Source organism: Mesorhizobium sp. M3A.F.Ca.ET.080.04.2.1 (assembly GCF_003952525.1).
In the GTDB taxonomy this organism is placed as follows: Bacteria; Pseudomonadota; Alphaproteobacteria; order Rhizobiales; family Rhizobiaceae; genus Mesorhizobium.
On the sequence record NZ_CP034451.1, the window covers coordinates 2501398 to 2524885 of the forward strand.

Genomic DNA, 23488 nt, shown 5'->3' on the forward strand with positions numbered 1-23488 from the left:
CCACCAGTTGCCTGAAATGGCTCGAACTTGGATCGTCTTTCATGGCCCGCTGTCGCCGCGAGGGGTGCGCTCAGTCGCCTACCCAAGCTATGGGCGGGTCCAGTTGTTGTCCTCCTACGTTCGAATGAGAAGACGACGGGCCGCCCGGCGGTGATTGGGACCAATCATGAAAAAGGCGGGCCAACACAGGCTCAACAGGAGGCTGACGGTGGGTGGCGTCTGGAGGAGGGCTGCCTGCTAGCGATGCGGTCGTTCCGGCTCCTGCGATGCCTTCACGCGTCAGGCGAGGAACGCAGAGCGCCGTCTGCGGATCGAATTTGTGGGCGGCAACTGATGGACGAGAGCCGAACCCGGTCGTCCAAGCCAAGGACTATTCCAGTTTGGCCGAATGGTCGAACGGTATCCGAGCCGTTCTCCCTGGCTGGACCGGCAGAAGCGATCGGTTCGCCCCTGCCGGTCAGGCGCTTTGTCAGGTTACGAGAAAAGAGCTAGCGCCAAGGTGCAAATGCGAAGCGAGGGTGGCAAATTGCGTCTGGGCATGGCCGTCAATTCCGTCGCTGTCGAAGGAGAGCGCTCCGGTTGAACTGTTGTAGATGATGTGATCGTTGGCGTCACGCGCGCCTTGACCAACGTGGAAATTGCCGGACGCAAGCGCTCCCTGCTGGAGTCCTGCGAATATGGCGTGGTCGAGGTGGATCTTGTCTTGGGAAACCTGGAAGTCGCGGATCCTGTCGACATTGCCCGAGCCAAGGGCCGTGTCGAAGACGAAAGCGTCGTGGCCGCCATAACCCTTCAATGTGTCGGAGCCGCCACCACCGTTTATCTTGTTGTCGCCGTAGTTGCCGTTGACCTTCTGGGCGAGCTCGTTGCCTGTCAGGTCGATAGCGGTCTTGCCGCCCGTCCTGGAGGTGGAGAGCTGCTCGATATGCGAGCCGGCAGACAGAGCATAGCTGACCGAGGCCATCACCTTGTCGAAGCCGGCGCCCGCAGCTTCCATGACTTTGTCGTGGGCATTGTTGACATGGTAGGTGTCGTTGCCCTTGCCTCCTTGGACAATGTGGTCACCAACTGAAGCATCCGCGGTTGTCGGCGCGGTTGGCTCGGTTGTTGGCGGTGTCATATCGGAGGTTGGCGTCGGTGCCGGCTCGGTGGTCGCCACTGGCGTCGACGAGGTGGAGCTGGCATTGTGCTCCCGGAAGAAGGCCTGCAGATCCGGCGAGTTCTCAAGCGCCGTGTCGCCGTTCTGCGAGCCCCAGGCGTAGGCATAGTCAAACGCCGGCGACGGAACGAGCTTGGCCCAGTGATCCATCATCGTCTGCATCTGCGACGTGGTGGGAAGGACGTGCTTTCCGCCTGTATCAGTCTCCCACCCGCCACCGCCGAAGGTCTGGTAGACGGGGATGATCTTGTCCACCGGGATGCCTGACTTGACAGCCGCGGCCACGGCTCGGTCGATCATATCGTAGTCGACGGTGGTCGTGCCCGTGCGAACCGGATACGGATCCAGGCCGTAATAATCGATTCCAGTGCTCGCGGGATTATAGGTATTGGTGAAATCCGGATTGGTGGATGACCCCATGTTCATCATGGTAATGAAAGTCTTGGCGCCTGGAAAATGAGAATGGATCCAATCGGATTCGGCCTTCAGATTTTCAGTGCTGGCATAGGTTCCCCATTTGCCAGTAGGATCCGGCTCATCCATGAGAAAGAAACCGAACACTTTCGGATTGTTAAGAAAAGGCGTGACTTTGTCGATGAATGACTGGGTAACGCCATCATGAGCGCCCAGGTAAACCAGCGCCTTCATTCCGTCAGGCAGCTCGTTCACCTGGGAAAGATATTGAACGTCGACCAAATTGAATCCGGCCGTCGCAACGTCGGCGGCCGAACCGCCCGACGCATAATGGAGAGTTGCCATGCTTGTTCCTTCTTATGTCCGGCAACGCCCCCCAGCCCCGTTTGCCTAACCGAAAGCTACATTAGACAAAAGTCACATACCGATTTCAGTGGTCAAAATAATTGATTGGCGCCAAATCGATCGTTGGCGACCTTGCGAAAAAGGTTAATATTTTCAGCGCAGTCCGCCGAGGAATGACAAAGCTTCTCGCGACCGTTGTCCCCGAAACTCACCGATCCGCCGGCTCCCGATCGCCCGCAGGGCCACGATTTTGCTTCATTTCGATTAAACTAGGATACGTTAGCAGCGCCTCATATCCGGGAAAAACCGCTCGGATCCGATACTATTCAAGCACTGGGGACTTTCCATATTGAATAAATCCAAGAAAGCCACGCGGCACTTCCGCGTGAAAAACAGCAGGCTATGAATAAAAAACAAGAGCTGTCCTCCCTTTTACGCACCGCAATGTCTGACTGCGCACCGGGATTGCTTGGGATTGGGCTTTTTTCCGCGGTGACAAACGTCCTGGCGTTGACTGGTTCCCTCTATATGCTGCAGGTCTATGACCGCGTGCTGCCGTCCCAAAGCGTTCCGACCCTGGTCGGACTGACCATTGGAATGCTGGGCCTCTACGCAGCCTACGGACTGCTCGACTTCGTGCGGCTTCGCCTGCTGGTCCGCATTGCCAGTCGGCTCTACAGGAACCTGCATCAAAGGGCATTCGCCATATCGGTGCTTTTGCCGCTCAAGGCCGGTCGGGAGGCCGACCGGGTGGATCCACTGCGGGATCTCGAGCATCTGCGCGGCTTTCTTTCAGGATCCGGGCCGACGGTCATCTTCGATGCGCCCTGGATCCCGTTCTATCTGCTGATCATCTACATGCTGCACCCCTCCCTCGGGGTGCTGGCGACGATCGGTGCACTTGCCGTCGTAGCGCTGACCGCAGCCGCGGAAATTCTTGGCCGCAGGCCTGCCAGGCTGACATCGGAAGCCATGATCTCGCAGCGCGCTCTTGCCGAGTCCGGCCGCCGCAATGCAGAGGTCGTTCACGCCATGGGCCTTTCTTCCAGGCTGGCGCGGCGCTGGAGCGACACCGTTCATGGCTACCTCACGCATCAGGAGCGGCTCTCCGACATCATAGGTGGTACCAGTTCGCTGTCGAAGGCGCTGAGGATGGCATTGCAGTCCTCGGTTCTGGGCCTTGGCGCCTATCTGGTGATCGGCGGCGAAGCATCCCCCGGAGTGATCATCGCATCTTCGATATTGCTTGGCCGCGCGCTGGCTCCGGTCGATGCGGCCATCGGGAACTGGAAAGGGTTCCTGACGACCCGTCATAGCTACTTCCAACTCCAGGCGACGCTGGGTGCGTTCGAAGATCCGATCGAACCCATGGAATTGCCCCGGCCGCAGACGCGGCTGACCGTCGAAAGATTGACAGTCGCGCCGCCTGGCGTGCCGAAGCCGACCGTGCTCGATGCAAGCTTTCAGCTGTCCAGCGGCGCAGGACTGGCCATCGTCGGGCCGAGCGGTTCCGGCAAGACGACACTCGTGCGCGCGCTGGTCGGCGCCTGGAAGCCGCTGCACGGCAAAGTACGATTGGACGGGGCGTCTCTCGAGCAGTGGAACCCGCATTCGCTCGGAGCCCATATCGGCTATCTGCCACAGGACGTAGAACTTTTTGACGGGACGGTAGCGGACAACATTTCCAGGTTCGGCGGCAAGAGCGATCCCAAAGGCGTGCTGGCGGCCGCCAGAGCCGCGGGCGTCTATTCGATGATCATCCACCTGCCGGAAGGCTTCCAAACGCGTATCGGCGAGGGAGGCAGGGCCCTGTCGGCGGGACAGAGGCAGCTGATCGGCCTTGCCAGGGCGCTCTATGGCGAGCCGTTTCTCGTCGTCCTGGACGAGCCGAATTCCAACCTCGATGTCGAAGGCGACGCCGCCCTCGCGGGCGCGATCTTGGCTGTGCGCCAACGCGGAGGCATCGTCATCGTCGTTGCGCACCGCCCCTCCGCCCTTACCAATATCGACCAGGTGCTCGTGCTGGCCAACGGCATGGTCCGCTCGTTTGGCTCCCGCGAGAAGGTCCTGGCGAGTGTGGCGCGACCATCCGCTCCTGCCGCCCAGCGGTCGTCCCCGGTCATTCCGATGCAGAGGGGTGTGAGCGGGCATGCGTGACGTCGTGCTTCGCCTCCAAGCGCTCCTGCGATCTTGGCCTTGGTTCGATGCTGGTGAGCGTCCCGGGGATGCGAACTCGCTCAAGGCGCCTGGCAGCATCGGGCCTAGCCTGATGCTCGGACTGGCGGTGACCTGCCTGCTGGTCGTCGGCGCCGGGCTATGGCTTGGCCTGACCAAGATAGCGGGCGCTGTGATCGCGCCGGCAACCGTCGTGGTCGAAAGCAACACCAAGAAGGTCCAGCACCAGACCGGCGGCACGATCAGCGGCATCTTCGCGCAAGACGGCGATCATGTCCGGGCCGGCAACGTGCTGGTCAGGCTGGACGATACGCTGCCTCGGGCGAATCTGCAGATCATCAGCGAGGATCTCGACCGCGCCACGGTACGGCTTGCCCGGCTGGAGGCCGAACGCCAAGGCCAGACGACCATGCAGCTCCCAGCCAGTCTGCAGGCGGAAATGGGCGATCCGGACCTGGTGGCGCTGGTCAATGGCGAGCGTGCCCTGTTCGAAACGCGGGCGTCAGAATTGACGGGGCAAAAGTCGCTACTAAAGAGCCAGACAAAGCAGATTGAGCGTCAACTCGAGGGCCTGAAGGCCCAGCAGGCGGCGATCGATGAATCGGCGGGGTTGCTCGACCGCGACCTTACGGATGTCGATGCGCTCTATTCGAAGAAACTGGTTTCGAAAGAGCGCTTGAGCAATGTGAGATTGGATGCGACGCGGGCCAAAGGCGAGTCTGGACGCCTGGCGGCGGCGGTAGCTGAAGCGCAGATCAAAATCAGCGAAACCGAGTTGCAGATCCTGCAACTTGACGAGCAGCGGCGCAGCGACGTGACGAAGGAACTGCGCGAAACGGAAGCCAAGCGGACTGAACTCACCGAACGCAAGATCGTCGCGCAGGACGAGTTGACCAAGACGGAAGTCCGCGCACCGCAGTCTGGGACGGTACAACAGTCCACGGTCCACACGGTTGGCGGCGTCATTGCACCTGGGGAGTCGCTGATGACGATCGTTCCCGATACCGACAATCTTGTCGTGGACGCGCTCATTCCACCCTCTCGGGTAGATGACGTTCGTTCCGGTCAGCCCGTGTCAATTCGCTTTCCGGCTTTCGATGCCGGCACGACGCCGGCGTGCCGGGGTACGGTGAGGTGGGTTTCCGCCGACCTGATCAACGACCCGCAGCGCCAGCTTTCGTATTTCTCGGCGCGGATCGGCGTCGAAAACAAGGCAAGTTGCCTGACAGACGCGAAGGTCCTCAAGCCCGGAATGCCGGCCGAGGTCCACATAAGCACAGGTCAGCGCAGCGTCTGGTCCTATCTGCTGAAGCCCCTTACCGATCAGATGTCACGCGCTTTCCGCTAGGACCGTTTAAGACGCAAACTACGCGAAACCGCGCGAGGCCGATTGCAGCGCCAGTTCATAAGGCCGAGTGTAAGCCGAGGTTGAACGCAGGCCCATGGCCCTGAGCGTCGGCGATCATAAGTTTGTCAAACCCGATGCCGAGTCCGCCAAAGCAAGCCGGACTATCCGCTGGACATCCTCAGGCCTCACCCGTCAGAAGTATGGCAGACGGTCGCTCGCGATGCCTCTAAAGCCCTTTGCGGGCGTGCTGGTCCGGCAAGCCTTCCTCCTTCGTTCGCATGGCGCAAGAACGAGCGATCACTCATATAATGTCGTACAGCCGGTGCCGAGTTTTTCTTCTGAGCCCCCGCCGGTTAGGCCCGGCTAGTGGTGAGCCACCCCGCCAAAGCGCCGGGCCGCTCCCGTGTCGCCCGCCTGCTTGTGGTCAGGTGTCCCCCATGCTGATGCATCTTCAGCCGCCTGACCAATGGCCTCTCAAAGAAGGTGGAAACGCACGCCAATGGTTGCGCTGCACTTCGTATAACCAGCCTGACTGTAGATGCCGATACCGAACGAGCGCGGTTCCACAGGCAGATAGTAGCCGGAGGTTCCCGGTTGCGCATACGAGGGGACACGATGCGCAAGCGGACAGCCACAACCGGCAGCGCTGATGGAAGTTCCCCAGTTCACTTGGTCTTGGCCTTCAGTCGCACGCGGCCGCTTTCGAACGTCTCATCACCGAACTTATTAAGTCTCAGGGACGGAACATCGAATCTGTTTCGTTATTCATTAGCTGGCTGCGAGTGTGCGTCGACTGCTCGATCGGCCTCTTACGGGACGGCGAACGCAATCCGAGGTCTGTGGGGAGAACAGTGCCTTTACCTGACGATATGCGCCACTTGGATCTCAGATTCGAGTGTCCGAATTGCAATCATCCGATCATCAGGAAGGGCTCCTGGTTTCGGGTGATCTCCACCTTTCGATGCGAGCAGTGCGGAGCCCCGCTGAGGCTTGGTTATGGCGACAAACTCGATTTGTTCGAAAAGCATAAGCACTTGCGACCCACCAACTCCGCCGACCGGCCGGGTCATCAGCGCCACGGGCGGCGCGACGTGCGTTGATCGGCTCGGCCATTTTGCCTCTTCCTGCGACCCTGATCGATCCCATCCCGCCCGAAAAGGCTTCACGCCATTTTAGGCCGCTTGGACGCTTCGCGTATGGCCCTGTGCACATCGCGCTGCAGGTTCATGAAGGCGGCGCTCTCCATGACCTCTTCCCGGCGCGGACGCTCGATGTCGACATTGAAGGTGCGCATGATGCGTCCCGGACCGATCCCCATGACGACGATGCGGTCCGACAGATAGACGGCCTCTTCCACGTCATGGGTGACGAACAGCACGGTGAGCCTGTGCTCCTCCCAGATCTGCGTGAGCAGCTCCTGCATCTGATGCCTGGTCAGGGCATCGAGCGCGCCGAAGGGCTCGTCCATCAGCAGCATCTTGGGGCGATAGGACAGCGCCCGGGCAATGGCGACGCGCTGCTTCATGCCGCCGGAAAGTTCCGTCGGGTAGCGGTTGGCGCTGTCCGACAATTTGACGAGATCGAGATGCTGGCGAGCGATCTCGCGGCAGGTCGAGCGATCATGGCCCGCGGCCTTGAGGGCGAACTCGATGTTCTGCTGCGCCGTCAGCCACGGCAGCAGCGTATAGGATTGGAAGACAACGCCTCTATCGAGCCCGGGCTGCAGGATTGGCGAGCCGTCAATATCGAGTTCGCCCGCGTCGAAATCCTGCAGCCCGGCAACGATCGACAGCAGCGTGCTCTTGCCGCAGCCGGATATGCCGACCAGAGATACGAACTCGTTGTCGGCGAGATCGAGATTGATGTCGCGCAGCACTTCCGTGCGCCGTGCCCCGGTGCCGAAGCTCTTGTGAAGACCTTCGATGCGCAGTTTTGGGGAACTCATCGGCCGCCCTTCATTGCGCATGGCCTTCCTGCCGGAACAGCACCTTGCCGAGCGCCTTCATGACCTGGTCGGTGACGAGGCCGAGCAGGCCGAGCAAAAGGATGTAGCCGATGATCGTGTTGGTCTGGAAATAGCGCTGGGAGACCGTGATGCGGTAGCCGAGGCCGGATGTCGCCGCGACGAGCTCGGCCAGCACCAGCCAGGTCCATGCCCAGCCCAGGCTGATGCGCAGCGTGTCCCAGATGCCGGGCAAGGCGCTTGGAACAACGATGCGGGTCAGGATCTTGCGGTCCGGCAAGCCGAGCGTCCTGCCCAGCCCGACGAAGTCGGGGGGAACGCGCTTCACATTGTCCATGATCATCAGCACCTGCTGGAAGAATGTCCCTATGAAGATGATCAGGAATTTCTGGGCGTCGCTCGTTCCCGACCACAGGATCGACAGCGGCACGAAGGCCACCACGGGCATGTAGCGGATGAAATCCACCAGCGGCTCGATTGCTGCCTCAAAGGCCTTGAAGCTGCCGATCAGCACCCCGATCGGGATTGCCAGCGCCGAGGCAATGAGGAAGCCTATCGAAATACGGTATATCGAGGCCTTGAGGTCGAGCCACAGCGTGCCGTCGCCCCAGAGCTTGGCGAGTTGCATCGCCACGCTCTGCGGCGAAGGCAGAAAGATGGGTTTCACCAGTTCCAGGCCTGTTGCCGCCCACCAGGCGAGGCCGAGACCGGCGAAGACCGCCACCGCGATGGTGAGGAAGCGCGATCTTTTGATCGGGGCGCCGATCCCGGAAGACCGGCGACGCCGCGCCGCCTGTCCCGCCGCTTGCCTGGCGACATGTCCCGGTCTGGCGCCGGACGGACTGGCCTTGGCCGCAGGCTGCTCCGACATGTGCGTTACCGCCGGGACCGGGCCATGGTCATTGCGCGGCTTTGACGAAGGCCGGGTCGATCATCTGCTCAGGTGTCACGTCGGCCTGGAGCAGCCCGGCATTCTTGGCCGCGGCCTCGACATCGGCGAAGGTCTTGGTGGAGAACTCGCCGGTGAGGGCGTCCTTGTTCTCGGCGAGGGAGTAGTAGCGCACGCCGTCGAAAGCGGTATTGAGGTCCTCGACGCTCGAACCGACCGCCTTGGAAATGATGGCGCGGCCACCCGCGGTGTCGGCATTGTAGTCCTTCAGGGCTGCATCCCAGGTCTTGATCATGGCAAGCACCTGACCAGGCCGCGACTTGATCACCTCATCGCGCACCACCAGCACGTCGCTGATCAGGCCCGGATCCTCGCCCGCGGTGAAGAGAAGCTTGACGTCCTTGTTCTGCGCCATGGCCGTGGTGAGATAGGGCTCGTAGGTGACCGCGACCGGGACGCGAGCAGCGATCAAAGCGCTGCCGGCATCGGCCGCCGGCATCGGCACCGGCTGGACGTCGGCGATCGACATGCCGTTCTTGGCAAGGGCGTATTTGAGCAGGATGTCGCTGGTGGTGCCCTCTTCGAAGGCGACCTGCTTGCCCTTGAGGTCCGCGATCGAAGCGATGTCCTTGCCCGCGATGATGGCATCGGCCGTCATGCTGACGTCGAGCAGGAGCACGATCTTCACCGGCAGGCCGGCCGCGACCATGCCCATGGCGGTGTGGGTGGCGATGTTCGCGGCGTCGAGCTGCCCGCTCGCCAGGGCGGCATTGATGTCCTTGTCCTCCGCGAAATTCACGATCTGGACATCCGAAAGCCCGCTCGCCTTGAACAAGCCCTTGGCTTCGGCAACATGCCACTGGCCGTATCCAAGCCACGGCTCGATGCCGATCTTGAAAGACCCTGCCTCGGGCGTCGCGGGTATGGCGGCATCGGCGGCATGCGCCGCCGGAGCCGCGGCGAACCCGATGGCGGCAGCGGTCATAAGCGCGCGAAATTGTCCTGCTAGGTTACGCATCATCCTGTTCCCCTTGTTTGTCAGACCGGTCTTGCACCAACATCCGGCCTGGCGAGAATGCTGGCTTCTGCTTGAGCGGCGCTGCGGCCCAGCGCCTTGCCTGCCGCTTCGATGAAGCAAACGATATTCAACGTCAGCGACAGGCGATGTCAAGGCTGAAATACATACATGCATATACAAGCTGGACTGGCCGGATTTTCTGGATTCCCGCCCTATCGGAGCGACTTTGGGAGAGAGTCTGATCGGCGGCGCGCGACTGGAAGTCTTCGCTGGTTCCAGCCTTTTGCCATGGTCAGCTTTTCCGCGTGGGCGAGTAGCGGCTGCCGAGCGAGTAGCGGCTTGCCACATAGGTGAGCTTGCTGATCGTGGCCACGATCGCGCCGGTCCAGGTGCGGCGATGCAGAAGAAGGCAGCAGGCGCCGGCGTCGATGCCCAGATGCCGTGCGGTTTCGGCATCGGCCGGAATGGCAGAGATGATATGCTCGACCTCGGTCACCGGGGTCTTCTGCATCAGGTAGTCATACGTCGCCGTCCTGGAAAAGTCCTGCTTGTCGTAGTCGGGTATCAAGCTCGGGTTGACGAAACGCTCCTCCAGTTGAACGGGCAGGTCGTTCTCGAAGTTGACGACAACGGAATGATAGACCGACGCGCGCCTCGCGAACTCGAACGAGAGCGCGAGCTCCTTCGTCGGCATGATCTTTTCGAGGACCAGCACTTCGGAGCGATGCCGGTTGCCGCGCGCCACGATCTCGGCCGCGATGTTGTTGATTTCGATCAGGGCCGATTGCGGCCGAGGCGGCGCGATAAAGGTTCCGACGCCCTGAAGCCGGATCAGAAACCCCGCCGCGGTCAATTCCCGCAAGGCGCGATGGACCGTCATCCGCGACACCCCCAGCGCGGCCACGAACTCATTTTCGGACGGCAGCTTGCGATCCTTGCTCCACCGGCCCGTTCCGATATTGGTCAGGATGTAGTCCTTGACCTTCTCGTAGAGGGGGCTGGCCGTATCGGGCAAAGCATTCATCGTCAGTAGTCCTTTCCCGGCGAACTCTCGGATCACACGCCCTCGGCAGGTCGCGGCATACGGATGATCGTTTTCAAGCCGTCGCCCTGCCCCGCCAGCAGCCGCTCATAGGCCGCGGGAACCTCGTCCAGGCCGATCTCGCGATCGATCAGGCGGATCAGCGGCTCGCTCAGTTCACCCAGCATCCGGATGGCATCGGGAAGCTCGCCGGCGAAGGCGTGGCAGCCCAGCAGCGCGATCTCGCGCTCGACCAGCAGGTTGGGATCGATGTCCAGCCGGCCGTGGAATATGCCGACCAGCGCGACGGCGCCTCCGGGGCCGAGAACATCCAGCAACTGGGCGAGCGCGGCGATGCTGCCGGTCGCTTCGACCGCCGCAAGCAGGGGAGCATTTGCGGTCGCGACGGCGATGGCGTCGCGATCGAGATCGACGATCGTGGCGCCGGTCACCCGCGCGACGCGGGCGCAGCGGGCCTGATTGCGGTCGGCGATCAACACCCTGCCGGCGAATGTCCGCGACAGCAGCAGCGCGGCCAGGCCGCCGATGGTGCCGCAGCCGACCACGAGCACCGAACCGGCCGTCTTCGGCAGGCGCCGCACGGCATGCAACGCTACGGCCAGCGGCTCGGCCATTGCCGCCGCCCGTTCGTCAAGCTTGCGGTCGACGACATGCAACAGCCGCGACGGCAGGACCGTCTGTTCGGCAAAGCCGCCGTCGCATACTTCGCCGACGAAGCCCAGCGAGGCGCACAGATGCCGGTTGCCGGCGATGCATTGCGCGCATTCTCCGCACCAGAAACGGGAATCGGCGACCACGCGGTCGCCCACGGCGACGGTTTGCACGCCCTCACCGACGGCAAGCACCGTGCCGGTCAGTTCATGGCCGGCCGTCGAAGGCGAACGGCTTATCCATTGGCCGGTGCGGAAATTGTGGAGATCGGAACCGCAAATGCCGGCCGCGTCGACCCGCAGCTTCACCCAGCCCGCGTCGGGAGCGCCTGGCGCGAGCACATCCTCAACGCGCAGATCGCCGGGTCCATGGAGTCGTACGGCCTTCATCGCGTTTCCCGGTCACGCGCCGAGATAGCCATCGCGGATCTCCGAGACCGCGTTCTCATGCGAGCTGAAGCCTTCGTAGCGGGCGAGCCGGCGGGCATGCTTGGCGAGAACCGGGTAGGCCGCAGAGGTCACATAGCCGACCGACGAGCGCTTGAGGAAATCGGTCACCGACAGCGGTCCGTAGGTGCGCGCCCACCGGCTGGTCGGCAGCACGGCGTTGGGCCCGAGGACGAAGTTGGCAAGCGTCACCGGCGTGTGCAGGCCCATGAGGATTTCGGCCGCCTCGGTGATATGCCCAAGATGCGCGAAGGGCTCCCTGGACAGAATTTCGAGATGTTCGGGCGCATAGTCGTTGATGAAGCGGTAGCTGTCTTCGAGGGAAGCGGTCAGCACGATGCCGCCGCGCTTGCCGGTCAGCACCGCGCGCGAAAACTCGACGCGCTGCTCGGTCATGCGGGACCAATGTCCGGGGAGCGCAGCCAAGGCCGCCTCGGCGACCTTGCGGCTGTGGGTGACGAGATAGGCCGATGAATCAGGTCCGTGCTCGGCCTCGATCAAAAGATCGAGCGCAGCCAGACCCCCATCGACGCTGTCATCGGCAAAGATGATCGCTTCGGACGGTCCGGCCGGAAGACCCGTGTCGATGACCGAGGACAACAGGTTCTTTGCCGCGACCACCCAGGGGCTGCCCGGCCCAACGATCTTGACGGCGGGCTTCACCGTCTCGGTGCCGTAGGCCACGGCCGCGACCGCCTGGGCGCCGCCGCATTTGTAGACGGTGTCGACACCGGCAAGGCGGGCGGCAACCAGGGTCGCCGCATCGACGGATCCATCCGCGGTCGGCGGTGTCACGATCGCGATCTGCGGCACGCCGGCAATCACGGCCGGAACGGAGGTCATCATCGTCACCGACGGGAAGGCGCCCTTGCCGCGCGGGACGTACAGCGCAACGGAGGCGATGGCCGTGTACCTGTCGCCCGCATAGGCGCCGGGCCTGACCTCCTTGAGCCACATCGTCTCCGGCCGCTGCTCCTCATGGAAATGCCTGATGTTGCCGATGCCGAACCGGATGCTCTCGATGACATCCTTCTCGACCTTGTCGAACGCCGCGTCGAATTCAGCTTCCGAAACCTTGAGATTGCCGTCGGAAATGTTGGCCTTGTCCAATTCCTTCGCGAACCGGAGCAAGGCCGCGTCGCCTTCATCCTTGACCGCGTGGATGATCGGACGGACCTTCTCAGCGAAGACCGACAAGTCGGTTTCAGCGCGCTTCAGCAGACCGGCCCTCTCGTCGGCGCCGAGCGCCGACAGGTCGTGGAAGCTGACGTCAGGCATGGCTGCTCCTTCTCTGCGTCCGCAAGGATGGCTGGCATGGACCGGTCACTCCCCCGTCGGTTCCAGACCGGCGGGATGGAGATGGATTCCAAGCGCGGCGCTCTTCGGCGCAAAAGTATATACATGTATGTATGACGGCTGCCAGGATTTTTTGCACGCCGACCTCCCTGAAACACGGGGCTTCAAATCGAGGCGAGAAAGCCCCCATCCACCGGGATGGACTGTCCGGTTATGTATGCCGCCGCGTCCGAAGCGAGAAACACGGCAATGCCATGCAGATCCGACAGCAGGCCGAAACGATGCTGCGGGATCTTGGCAAGCATGGACTGCTGCCAAGCCTCGTCGGCGTAGAACACCTCGGTCATCGCGGTCCTGAAATAACCAGGAGCGATGGCGTTGACCCTGATCCCCAGATTCGCCCATTCCGCCGCCAGCGCACGCGTCATGCCGAGCAGCCCGGATTTTGACGAGCCATAGGGCACGGCCGTTGGAATTCCGACCTCGGAGGTCAGCGAGCAGAGATTGATGATGGCACCGGGCCGTCCGGCGTCCCTCATATGCCGGGCGGCCGCCTGGGAGCAGAAGAATGCGCCTTTGAGATTGGTGTCGACGATCCTGTCCCAAAGTGCTTCGTCGACGTCCAGCGAGGGCCGGACCTCTTCCATGCCGGCATTGTTGACGAGAATATCGAGACCGCCGAGCAGGCCAACGGCTTCGTCAGTCGCCGCGCGGCACCGGGCGACATCCGTGACGTCCAGGGCAATGGCATGCGCAACCCCGCCGGCGTCATGAATGGCCCGCTTCGTCGCGTCGAGGGAGGCGAGATCGCGCGCGGTGACGGCGACGTCGGCGCCAGCCGCGCTGAGCGCCTCGGCAATGCCGCGCCCGATGCCGCGACTTGCGCCGGTGATGAGCGCTTTCCTGCCCGAGAGATCGAAAAGGGAAGCATTGCGCATAGGACCCTCCTGTACCGGCTTCGCGGCCCGGCGACTCCGCCAGATTGTTATCTATACAAGCATATACAAATTTCTTCCGGCGCCTACTCGTCCGCCTCGACGCTGAACATTGACGGACGAACCAGCGCAGTCCAACGTCGCAGCGACTCGGGGTTCAGCTCCCGGGCCGAACCGCAGAACAGCTCAGTGGACCATGCAAGGCCTGGCAGCAGCAAGCAGCACACAAGCCCAGTCAGAAAAAATCCGCGACGCCAGCGTCGATCTGATTGCCGTGGTCGTTGCGGTGACGAACCAGGGCCCGAGCGTTCTCACCGTCGAGCAAGGCAGCGCCCTGCCCTCGGGTCCCTTCGAGCTCGGCCACCGGTCCCTGCAGTCCGGCCTGCGGGCATGGGTGGAGCATCAGACCGGCCATCAGCTCGGCTATATCGAGCAGCTCTACACATTTGCCGATAGCGACCGGATCGGCGCCGACAGCGACCGGATTGGCGGACAGCGCCAGCAGAGGGTGATCTCGATCAGCTATCTTGCCCTGACACGCGCCGAACATGCCGCCGGCGAGGCCAGCCGCGCCTGGCGGCGCTGGTACGATTATTTTCCGTGGGAAGATTACCGCTCCGGCATTCCGCCGATGATCGCGGAGGTTCTGCAGCCGCACCTGGCGGCATGGGCTGCCGAGGCCGGCCTGGGCACGGAAGAGCGGGAGCGCCAGCGGCGGGCTGCAATCGCCTTCGGCCTCGACGGCCGGGATTGGAACGAAGAACTCGTCCTGCAGCGTTACGAGCTCCTCTACGAGGCGGCCATGGTCGAGGAGGCCACGCGCAGATTGGGGCAGAGCGCTTTCCTGCCGATAACCGGAACTCCGATGACAGCCGACCATCGTCGCATTCTGGCGACCGGGATCGCGCGGCTGCGTTCCAAGATCAAATACCGGCCCGTCGTTTTCGAACTGATGCCGCCCGTCTTCACCCTCCTCCAGTTGCAACGGACGGTGGAAGCGCTCTCCGGGCGGCTGGTCCATAAGCCGAACTTCCGCCGTCTCATCGAGCAGCAGGAACTGGTCGAGGAGACCGGAGAGACTACAGCCGACACTGTCGGACGGCCGGCGAAGCTGTTCCGCTTCCGCCACGCCGTTCTCGACGAGCGGGTTGCTGCCGGGACGAAATTGCCCTTATCGCGCGCTTGACAAGCCTTATTCTCAAAGTAAGTATATGTCGCAATTATACTCATCTCGAGAATAATTGGAGCGCCCATGGCCATTTCACTGCCTTCCGCCGCGTCGCTTTACGATCGTGTTCGGCGGGTCATTCCCCCCATCGAATGGCCGGCGTTCGCCGAGGATATCGACGCCATCCTGGCGCTGAAGCGCGAGCGCAACGCGGTCATCCTGGCGCACAACTACCAGACGCCGGAAATCTTCCACTGCGTGGCCGACATCGTCGGCGACAGCCTGGCGCTCGCGCGCAAGGCGATGTCGGTCGATGCTGACGTTATCGTGCTCGCCGGCGTGCACTTCATGGCCGAGACCGCGAAGCTGCTCAATCCCGGCAAGACCGTGCTCATTCCGGATCCCGGCGCCGGCTGCTCGCTGGCCGACTCCATCACCGCCTCGGACGTGCGCCTGATGCGGCAGCGCTACCCCGGCGTTCCGGTCGTGACCTACATCAACACCTCCGCCGCCGTGAAGGCCGAGTCCGATATCTGCTGCACCTCGGGCAATGCACTGGCGATCGTTGAATCGCTCGGCACGCCGCGCGCGATCATGCTGCCCGACGAGTATCTGGCGAAGAACATCGCGGCGCAGACGAAGGTCGACATCATCGCCTGGAAGGGGCACTGCGAGGTGCATGAGCGCTTCACGCCCGCCGACATACGCGAGCTGCGCGAGGCGCACCCAGGCGTCACGGTGCTTGCCCATCCCGAGTGCCCGCCGGAGGTCGTCGCCGAAGCGGATTTCGCGGGCTCGACGGCGGCGATGTCCGACTATGTCGGACGGCACAAGCCGGCGCGCGTCGTGCTGATGACCGAATGCTCGATGAGCGACAACGTCGCCGTCGAGCACCCGGACGTGGATTTCGTGCGCCCCTGCAACCTCTGTCCGCACATGAAGCGCATCACGCTTGCCAACATCCGCACCGCGCTCGAGGAGGACCGTCACATCGTGACCATCGATCCAGACGTCGCCGAGCGGGCACGACAAGCCGTTGAGCGGATGCTCGCCATATGACCATCCACCACCTCCACGGTCGGCCGGTCATCATCGGCGGTGGCATTGCCGCCCTGATAACGGCGCTTCATCTGGCCCCGGAACCGGTCGTCCTCATATCAAGGGCCTCGCTGGGAGAAGAAACCTCCAGCACGCTTGCCCAGGGCGGACTCGCGGCGAGCCTTGGGAACGACGACAGCCCACACCTGCACCTTGCCGACACGCTCGCAGCCGGCGACGGGCTTTGCGACGAAGCGGCGGCAAGGCGCGTCGTCGAGGCGGCTCCGACAGCCGTCGAATTTCTTGCGCGCTTGGGTGTTGCATTCGACCGTGCGCCTGACGGTTCGTTGCGGTTTGGGCTCGAAGCCGCGCATTCGCGCCGCCGGATCGTGCACGCCGGCGGCGACGCCACCGGCCGCGAGCTGATCCGCGCGCTGACGGCTGCCGTGCGGCGGACACCGTCGATCACCATGCTGGAAGGCGTGGAGGTTCGACAGCTCTTTGTCGAAGAGAGCGAAGTCACCGGCGTGCTTGCGGTCGGAAACAGCGAAGCCGTCTCGCTTTCGACAAACCGCGTGGTGATCGCGACCGGGGGCATAGGCGGCCTGTTCGACCATACGACAAACCCGCTCGACTCGTTCGGCCAAGGTCTGGCGCTTGCCGCGCGTGCCGGCGCCGAACTCGCCGATCTCGAATTCGTCCAGTTCCATCCGACCGCACTCGATGGCCCGCGGCGCCCGATGCCGCTGGTGAGTGAAGCGGTGCGGGGCGAAGGCGCGGTGCTCGTCGACGAGAGAGGCTGCCGTTTCCTCGCCGATACGCCGGGCGCAGAGTTGGCGCCGCGCGATGTCGTGGCGCGCGGCTTGTGGCGGCAGTTTGACGCCGGGCATCGCGTGTTCCTCGACGCGCGGCAGTGCCTCGGGCCGAGATTCGCCGAGCGCTTTCCCGCGATCGCGGCGCTCTGCCGCGAGTCCGGCATCGATCCTGCGGTGGAGCCGATCCCCGTACGGCCGGCGGCGCATTATCATATGGGCGGCATCGCTGTGGATGCTGAGGGCCGCAGTTCGCTTCGCGGGCTGTGGGCCTGCGGCGAAGTTGCCCGAAGCGGGCTGCATGGCGCCAACCGGCTCGCGAGCAACTCGCTGATTGAGGCTGTGGTTTCGGCCGCTTGGGTGGCGGCAAGCGTCGCGGCCGCGTCGCCTGGCGCGCCGAAACGGCTGAGGCCGGCGATCGTGCCGCGGCGGCCGGACGCCACGCGCATCCGCCCGATCGCCTCGCGTGCGCTCGGCATCGAGCGCGACGGCGAGACGCTGCGCGAAGCAGCAAAGGCCCTCGCGCCGATTGCGGTTGGCCATGATGCCACATCAGACCCCGCCCTGGTCGCACTGATGATCACAATTGCTGCCCTTCGCCGCGAGGAAAGCCGGGGCTCGCACTTCCGGATTGATTTCTCGCGACGCGATGCTCGGTCGCGATCGCTGCGGTTGACGATGGGCGAGGCGTTCGAGGCGGCCGCGCTATTTTCAGAGACGATTTCCGACACCGCGACGCAAGTCGGCAGGAGGGCTTGACCATGACGCTGACGCCGCTGCCGCGCGTGATGGTCGAGCCGCTGGTGCGGGCCGCGCTGCTCGAGGATCTGGGACGCGCCGGGGATATCACCACCGACGCCATCGTTCCGGCGGATGCCACCGCGACGATGGTGCTCGCGGCAAGACAGCCGGGCGTGATTGCCGGGCTCGATATGGCCGCCCTTGCCTTCGAACTGATGGATCCCAGGACCGAGGTCGCGATTGTCCTTGCTGACGGCTCCGCCGCAGCGGCCGGTGATGTCGTCGCCACGGTGCACGGACCTGCCCGCGCCTTGCTGACCGCCGAGCGGACGGCGCTCAATTTGCTTTGCCATCTCAGCGGCATTGCCACGCAAACCGCGGCGATCGTCGACGCCGTGCGCGGCACCAAGGCCACGATCGTCTGCACGCGAAAGACCACGCCTGGCCTGCGTGCGCTGGAGAAGTATGCCGTGCGCGCCGGCGGCGGCGCCAATCACCGCTTCGGCCTCGGCGACGCCGTGCTGATCAAGGACAACCACATCGCGCTTGCCGGCGACATGCGCACGGCGATCGACCGCGCGCGGGCGGCGGCAGGTCACATGGTCAAGATCGAGGTCGAAGTCGATACGCTCGATCAACTCGATATCGCGCTGGCGGCAGGCGTCGACGCGGTGCTGCTGGACAACATGTCCGTCGAGCAGTTGACCGAAGCGGTGGCGATGGTCGGCGGCCGCGCCATCACCGAGGCATCCGGCCGGGTGACCGCGCAGACGGCACCTGCGATCGCCGCGACCGGGGTCGACCTGATCTCGGTCGGATGGATCACACATAGCGCGCCGATCCTTGATATTGGGCTGGATTGCCGGTAGCGGAACATGTCCTTGATCGCCGCGCACGCGGCCTTTGAACAGAAACCGCCGCTCATGAGCCTGTGAAAGCCGGTCAGGTGGCCAATAGAGGTTTCAATGCTCGTGCATCGGAAATCGGTTGCGAATGGATATTCAAACGAAGGAGATGGCATGGACGCCGAATTGCAGTTGAATGCCACCTTGCGGTCGATCCCGGGGGCGTCTTCCCAATGGAATCGGGAAGCGGCGCAGGCGGTCTACGACCTGCCCTTCAACGATCTGCTCTTCCGGGCTCAGACCATCCACCGCGAGAATTTCGATCCCAACCGGGTGCAGCTGTCGCGCCTGCTTTCGATCAAGACCGGCGGCTGCCCGGAGGATTGCGGCTATTGCAGCCAGTCCTCGCATCACCAGTCCGGCCTCAAGGCCTCGAAGCTGATGGAGGTTCAGCGCGTCATCGCGGAAGCCAGGAAGGCACGCGACGCGGGCGCCACGCGCTATTGCATGGGGGCCGCCTGGCGCAGCCCCAAGGAGCGCGACATGGATGCGGTGATCGCGATGGTCGAGGGCGTCAAGGCGCTCGGCATGGAGACCTGCATGACGCTCGGCATGCTCGACCTCGGCCAGGCACAGCGGCTCAAGCAAGCCGGCCTCGACTACTACAACCACAACATCGACACGTCGGAGCGCTACTACAGCGAGATCATCTCGACCCGGACCTTCGCTGAACGGCTGGACACGCTTGCCAATGTCCGCGACAGCGGCATCAAGGTCTGCTGCGGCGGCATCGTCGGCATGGGCGAGGAGAAGGCCGACCGCATCGACATGCTGGTGACGTTAGCCAACCTGCCGGAGCCGCCCGACAGCGTGCCGATCAACATGCTGATCCCGATCGAGGGCACGCCGCTCGGCGAGGCCGAACCGATCGAGCCGATCGAATTCGTGCGCACCATCGCGCTGGCCCGCATCATGATGCCGAAATCGCATGTGCGGCTCTCCGCCGGCCGCACGGCGATGAGCGACGAGATGCAGGCGCTGTGCTTCTTCGCCGGCGCCAACTCCATTTTCGTCGGCGACACCCTGCTGACCGCCGAAAACCCCGGAGAGGACAAGGACAGCGCGCTGTTCCGCCGGCTGGGCATCAAGCCGATGGAGCGCGAAGCCCAGTGAACGGGCGCGCGAACGGCCGGGCTTTGCTCGACCGCTACGAGGCCAGCCTGCGCGGGCTGGCCCGCAAGGACCGATTGCGGAGCCTCAGCGCCCGCTCGGGCGCCGACTTCGCCTCCAACGACTATCTCGGCCTGGCGCGCTCCAAGCGCATGGCAGAGGCGGTTGCGGCGGCACTCGCCGCCGGTACGCCCATTGGGGCGACGGGTTCTCGGCTGCTGCGCGGCAACGACCCCGAACACGAGGCCCTCGAAGCCAAGGCGGCCGGCTTCTTCGGCGCCGAGCGCGCGCTGTTCTTCGGCGGCGGCTATGTCGCCAATTTCGCGGTGCTCACGACCTTGCCGCAGAAGGGCGATCTGATCGTACTGGACGAACTGATCCATGCCAGCGCGCATGAGGGCGCGCGAGCCGGTCGCGCCGATGTGGCGGAAGCGGCGCACAACGATGCAGGCGCCGTCGACGGTGCGATCCGGGGCTGGCGCACGAGGGGCGGCGCCGGCCGACCCTGGATCGTGGCCGAGAGCCTCTACAGCATGGATGGCGACCGGGCTCCGCTCGGTGAACTGATCGAGGTCGCGGATCGCCACGATGCGTTCCTGTTCGTCGACGAGGCTCATGCCACCGGCGTCTACGGTCCGGATGGGCGCGGGCTCGCGCACGATCTCGAGGGCCGCGACAATGTCGTGGTGCTCCACACCTGCGGCAAGGCGCTGGGCGCATCCGGCGCGCTGGTCACGGCGCCGGCTGCGCTTTGCGACTTTCTCGTCAACCGCTGCCGGCCGTTCATCTATGCCACCGCGCCCTCGCCGCTGATGGCGGTGGCGGCGGCAACGGCCCTCGACATCGTCGCTGACGAACCGGCGCGCCGCGAGCGGCTGGCGAAGCTGGTTGCGCTCGCCGGCAAGAGGGCCGAACACCTTGGCCTGCCCGCGAGCGGTTCGCAGATCCTGCCGGTCGTCGTCGGCGAGAATAGCCGCGCCATGGCGCTGGCCGAAGCGCTGCAATTGCGTGGTTTCGACGTGCGCGGCATCCGCCCGCCAACCGTGCCCGAGGGCACCGCAAGGCTCAGGATCTCGCTGACGCTGAATGTCGCCGAGGCCGATGTTTCGGCAGTGTTCGATGCGCTTGGCGAGGAATGGGAGCGCGCGCGATGACGGTGCAGATTGTCGTGACCGGCACCGACACCGGCATCGGCAAGACGGTGTTCGCGGCGGGCCTGGCCGGTCTGCTCGACGGCGTCTACTGGAAGCCGGTGCAGGCGGGCATCGATGAAGGGACCGACAGCGAGACGGTTTCCCGGCTCGCAGGGTTGTCCGCGGAGCGGGTGCTGCCGGAAGCCTGGCGCCTCACCGAACCGCTGTCGCCGCACCGCGCCGCAGAACTGGACGGCGTGGAGATCGATACGCGGGCCCTGGTGCTGCCCGCGACCGACCGGCCGCTGGTCGTCGAAGGCGCTGGCGGGCTGATGGTGCCGGTGAACCGGCGTGCGCTCTATATCGACGTCTTCGCGCGCTGGCGCGCGCCAGTCGTGCTCTGCGCCCGAACCGGGCTCGGCACCATCAACCACACGCTGCTCTCGATCGAGGCTCTGCGCGCGCGGTCGATACCGCTGCTCGGCATCGCCTTCATCGGCGACGAGATGACGGATACGCAAAGGACGATCGCCGAGATGGTCAAGGTGCGGGTGCTCGGCCGCCTGCCTCGGCTCGATCCGCTCACGTCCGAAGCGCTTGCCGTGGCCATGCGATCCTCGTTCCATGTGTCCGACTTTACGGAGGTCCGACCATGAGCTCCGCCGTCTGGCATCCGTTCACCCAGCATGCCACCGAGCTGGTGCCGCCGACCATCGCGCGCACCGAGGGCGCCTATGTCGAGACGCGCGACGGCAAGTGCATCCTCGATGCGATCTCCTCCTGGTGGGTCATCACCCACGGCCACCGCCGCCCGAAGATCATGGAGGCGATCCGCAATGCGACCGAGACGCTCGACCAGGTGATCTTCGCCGGGCTCAGCCATGAGCCGGCCGAGCGATTGGCCTCCGCGCTGGTCGACATGACGCCGCCGGGCCTCGACTGGGTTTTCTATTCGGACAGCGGCTCGACCAGCGTCGAGGTGGCGCTGAAGATGGCGCTCGGCTTTCACCGCAACGCCGGCGCGCCGCGTTCGCGCATCGTCGTGATGGAACACAGCTATCACGGCGACACCATCGGCACGATGAGCGTCGGCGCGCGCGGCGTCTTCAACGCCGCCTACGAGCCGCTGCTGTTCGAGGTCGATACCATCCCCTTCCCCGCCGCCGGCCAGGAGCAGCAAACGCTCGACGCCTTCGAACGGCTGGCGCGCGACTGCAATGTTGCCGCGCTGATCGTCGAGCCGCTGGTGCTCGGCGCCGGCGGCATGCTGATGTATCCGGCCTCGGTGCTGGCCGAACTCAAGCGCATTGCCGAGCGCAGCGGGACACTGTTCATCGCCGATGAAGTGATGACCGGCTGGGGCCGCACCGGCACCATGTTCGCCTGCGAGCAGGCAGGGATTTCGCCCGACATATTGTGCACCTCCAAGGGCCTGACCGCCGGCTCGCTACCGCTCGCGGTAACGCTTGCCACCGATGCGATCTTCCGCGCGCATTACTCCGGCGACCGTGCCAAGACCTTCTTCCATTCGAGCTCCTATACGGCCAACCCGATCGCCTGCGCGGCAGCGCTCGCCAATGTCGGCATCTGGAAGGACGAGCCTGTGGCGGAGCGCGTGGGCGCACTCTCACGGATGCAAGCGGAGAAGGTCGCGCGGTTCAGCCAGGATTCGCGTTTCGAGAATGTACGCACCAGCGGCACCATCGCTGCCCTTGATCTCCGTGTCGGCAAGACAGGCTATCTGGCCGAGGTGGGACCAAAACTGCGCGCCTTCTTCCTGGAGCGCGGCTTGCTGGTGCGGCCGCTCGGCAACGTCATCTACGTGCTGCCGCCCTATTGCGTGACGTCGGACGAACTCGACCGGCTTTACGCGGCAATAGACGAGGCCGCCGGGCTTGCGGGCGACCAGCGATGAATCGCACGGCGCGCATCATCGGGTTTGGCCATCACGTGCCGGCTCGAAAAGTCGGCAATGCCGAGATCGAGGCAAGCCTCGGGCTGGAGGCAGGCTGGATCGAGGGGCGCACCGGCATCCGCACGCGTTTCTGGGCGGAGCCCGGCGACACGTTGTCCGGGCTTGCAGCCAAGGCTGGCGACATGGCGCTTGAGGTGGCCGGCATCGAGCGCAAGGAGATGGGCCTGCTGCTGCTGGCGACTTCGACACCGGATCATCTCTTACCGCCCAGCGCGCCACTGGTGGCGCACAGGCTCGGCCTTGAAAGGGCCGGCGGGGGCGACCTCGCCGGCGCCTGCGCGGGGTTCATCTACGCCATGACCTTCGCCGACGGCTTCGTGCGCCTGCACAACAAGCCGGCCATCGTGATCGCCGCCAACATCTTGAGCCGTCGGATCAATCCGGACGAGCGCGCCAGCGCCGTGCTGTTCGCCGACGCCGCCGGTGCGGTGGTGCTCGCCCCGTCAGGCGATCCCAGCCACGGCATACTCGGTTCTTCCTTTGCCTCGGATGGGTCCGCTTACGGCCTGATCCACATCCCGGCCGGCGGCAGCAACAGGCCGTTCGCCGACGAGATCGGCGTCGTCGAAACCCGCATGACCATCGCCAACGGCCGCGACGTCTTCGCCAAGGCGGTGGAGATGATGAGAACTTGCTCGCTCGAGGCGCTGGCGGCGGCGGGTGTCTCGGTGCCGGACGTCGCCCGCTTCGTGCCGCACCAGGCGAATGCCCGCATCTTCAACGCCGTCGGCAAGTCGCTCGGTATCGCGGACGAGCGCATGGTCAAGACCATCGCCGACTATGGCAACTCGTCGGCCGCAACGATCCCCCTGTCGCTGTCGGTCGCCCACAGCGCCAACCCTCTTCGGCCGGGCGAGAAGCTGCTGCTGACGGCGGCCGGCGCGGGGCTTATCGGCGGGGCACTGGTGGTTGGCGCTTAGCTTTG

19 protein-coding genes are annotated in these 23488 nt (G+C 64.3%); 11 read left to right on the plus strand and 8 right to left on the minus strand.

All coding sequences use genetic code 11. The features are described from left to right. Nucleotides 1-469 precede the first annotated feature (469 nt). Nucleotides 470-1918, minus strand: coding sequence for a calcium-binding protein (locus EJ074_RS12035; RefSeq protein WP_129553456.1), 1449 nt, complete (start codon nucleotides 1916-1918; stop codon nucleotides 470-472). Between the two features lie 402 nt (nucleotides 1919-2320). On the opposite strand from EJ074_RS12035, the gene EJ074_RS12040 reads away from it, so the two are divergent. Both EJ074_RS12040 and EJ074_RS12045 read left to right on the plus strand, forming a co-directional pair. Next, a complete protein-coding gene (locus tag EJ074_RS12040) occupies nucleotides 2321-4075 on the plus strand; it encodes a type I secretion system permease/ATPase (protein ID WP_129553457.1) in 1755 nt (584 codons plus the stop codon). Further along, nucleotides 4068-5441, plus strand: coding sequence for an HlyD family type I secretion periplasmic adaptor subunit (locus EJ074_RS12045; protein ID WP_129553458.1), 1374 nt, complete (start codon nucleotides 4068-4070; stop codon nucleotides 5439-5441). The genes EJ074_RS12040 and EJ074_RS12045 overlap by 8 nt, the downstream gene beginning before the upstream one ends. 1162 nt (nucleotides 5442-6603) lie before the next feature. On the opposite strand, the gene EJ074_RS12050 is transcribed toward EJ074_RS12045, so the two are convergent. The 7 genes from EJ074_RS12050 to EJ074_RS12080 form a co-directional block, all read right to left on the minus strand. Continuing rightward, nucleotides 6604-7386 carry an ABC transporter ATP-binding protein gene (locus EJ074_RS12050; RefSeq protein ID WP_129553459.1) on the minus strand — a complete coding sequence of 261 codons (783 nt, stop codon included), beginning with the start codon at nucleotides 7384-7386 and terminating at the stop codon, nucleotides 6604-6606. Nucleotides 7387-7396: 10 nt separating this feature from the next. Then, nucleotides 7397-8275 carry an ABC transporter permease gene (locus EJ074_RS12055; RefSeq protein ID WP_245454849.1) on the minus strand — a complete coding sequence of 293 codons (879 nt, stop codon included), beginning with the start codon at nucleotides 8273-8275 and terminating at the stop codon, nucleotides 7397-7399. Nucleotides 8276-8303: 28 nt separating this feature from the next. After that, entirely contained in the window at nucleotides 8304-9311 is a 1008-nt protein-coding gene (locus EJ074_RS12060) for an ABC transporter substrate-binding protein (RefSeq protein WP_129554051.1), read from the minus strand. A 292-nt stretch (nucleotides 9312-9603) separates the two neighbouring features. Next, on the minus strand, nucleotides 9604-10335 hold the full coding sequence (gene hutC / locus EJ074_RS12065; RefSeq protein WP_129553460.1) for a histidine utilization repressor: 732 nt from the start codon (nucleotides 10333-10335) through the stop codon (nucleotides 9604-9606). A 32-nt stretch (nucleotides 10336-10367) separates the two neighbouring features. After that, a complete protein-coding gene (locus EJ074_RS12070; protein ID WP_129553461.1) occupies nucleotides 10368-11393 on the minus strand; it encodes an alcohol dehydrogenase catalytic domain-containing protein in 1026 nt (341 codons plus the stop codon). Between the two features lie 12 nt (nucleotides 11394-11405). Beyond that, the gene (gene hisD, locus EJ074_RS12075) at nucleotides 11406-12728 is read right to left on the minus strand and encodes a histidinol dehydrogenase (RefSeq protein WP_129553462.1); all 1323 of its coding nucleotides are present in this window, start codon (nucleotides 12726-12728) and stop codon (nucleotides 11406-11408) included. A 182-nt stretch (nucleotides 12729-12910) separates the two neighbouring features. After that, nucleotides 12911-13684: a glucose 1-dehydrogenase gene (locus EJ074_RS12080; RefSeq protein WP_129553463.1), complete on the minus strand. Its 774-nt coding sequence runs from the start codon at nucleotides 13682-13684 to the stop codon at nucleotides 12911-12913. 193 nt (nucleotides 13685-13877) lie between these two features. Between EJ074_RS12080 and EJ074_RS12085 the strand changes: the two genes are divergently transcribed. The 9 genes from EJ074_RS12085 to EJ074_RS12125 all read left to right on the plus strand — a co-directional run bounded on the left by EJ074_RS12085 (nucleotide 13878) and on the right by EJ074_RS12125 (nucleotide 23483). Then, nucleotides 13878-14867 (plus strand): hypothetical protein, encoded by a 990-nt coding sequence (locus EJ074_RS12085; RefSeq protein ID WP_129553464.1) that lies wholly within the window; start codon nucleotides 13878-13880, stop codon nucleotides 14865-14867. A gap of 66 nt (nucleotides 14868-14933) precedes the next feature. Further along, complete coding sequence (nadA, locus tag EJ074_RS12090; RefSeq protein ID WP_129553465.1) at nucleotides 14934-15908, plus strand: quinolinate synthase NadA; 975 nt, start codon at nucleotides 14934-14936, stop codon at nucleotides 15906-15908. Next, entirely contained in the window at nucleotides 15905-17458 is a 1554-nt protein-coding gene (locus EJ074_RS12095) for an L-aspartate oxidase (protein ID WP_129553466.1), read from the plus strand. The genes nadA and EJ074_RS12095 overlap by 4 nt, the downstream gene beginning before the upstream one ends. Before the next feature lie 2 nt (nucleotides 17459-17460). After that, nucleotides 17461-18309, plus strand: a complete 849-nt coding sequence (gene nadC, locus EJ074_RS12100; protein WP_129553467.1) for a carboxylating nicotinate-nucleotide diphosphorylase — start codon at nucleotides 17461-17463, stop codon at nucleotides 18307-18309. Nucleotides 18310-18459: 150 nt separating this feature from the next. Next, entirely contained in the window at nucleotides 18460-19458 is a 999-nt protein-coding gene (gene bioB, locus EJ074_RS12105) for a biotin synthase BioB (RefSeq protein ID WP_129553468.1), read from the plus strand. Beyond that, complete coding sequence (locus EJ074_RS12110) at nucleotides 19455-20609, plus strand: 8-amino-7-oxononanoate synthase (protein ID WP_129553469.1); 1155 nt, start codon at nucleotides 19455-19457, stop codon at nucleotides 20607-20609. The genes bioB and EJ074_RS12110 overlap by 4 nt, the downstream gene beginning before the upstream one ends. Next, on the plus strand, nucleotides 20606-21244 hold the full coding sequence (bioD, locus tag EJ074_RS12115) for a dethiobiotin synthase (protein WP_129553470.1): 639 nt from the start codon (nucleotides 20606-20608) through the stop codon (nucleotides 21242-21244). The genes EJ074_RS12110 and bioD overlap by 4 nt, the downstream gene beginning before the upstream one ends. Continuing rightward, nucleotides 21241-22503 (plus strand): adenosylmethionine--8-amino-7-oxononanoate transaminase, encoded by a 1263-nt coding sequence (locus EJ074_RS12120; RefSeq protein ID WP_129553471.1) that lies wholly within the window; start codon nucleotides 21241-21243, stop codon nucleotides 22501-22503. The genes bioD and EJ074_RS12120 overlap by 4 nt, the downstream gene beginning before the upstream one ends. Continuing rightward, nucleotides 22500-23483, plus strand: coding sequence for a beta-ketoacyl-ACP synthase III (locus EJ074_RS12125; protein WP_129553472.1), 984 nt, complete (start codon nucleotides 22500-22502; stop codon nucleotides 23481-23483). The genes EJ074_RS12120 and EJ074_RS12125 overlap by 4 nt, the downstream gene beginning before the upstream one ends. The last annotated feature ends 5 nt before the right edge of the window (nucleotides 23484-23488 follow it).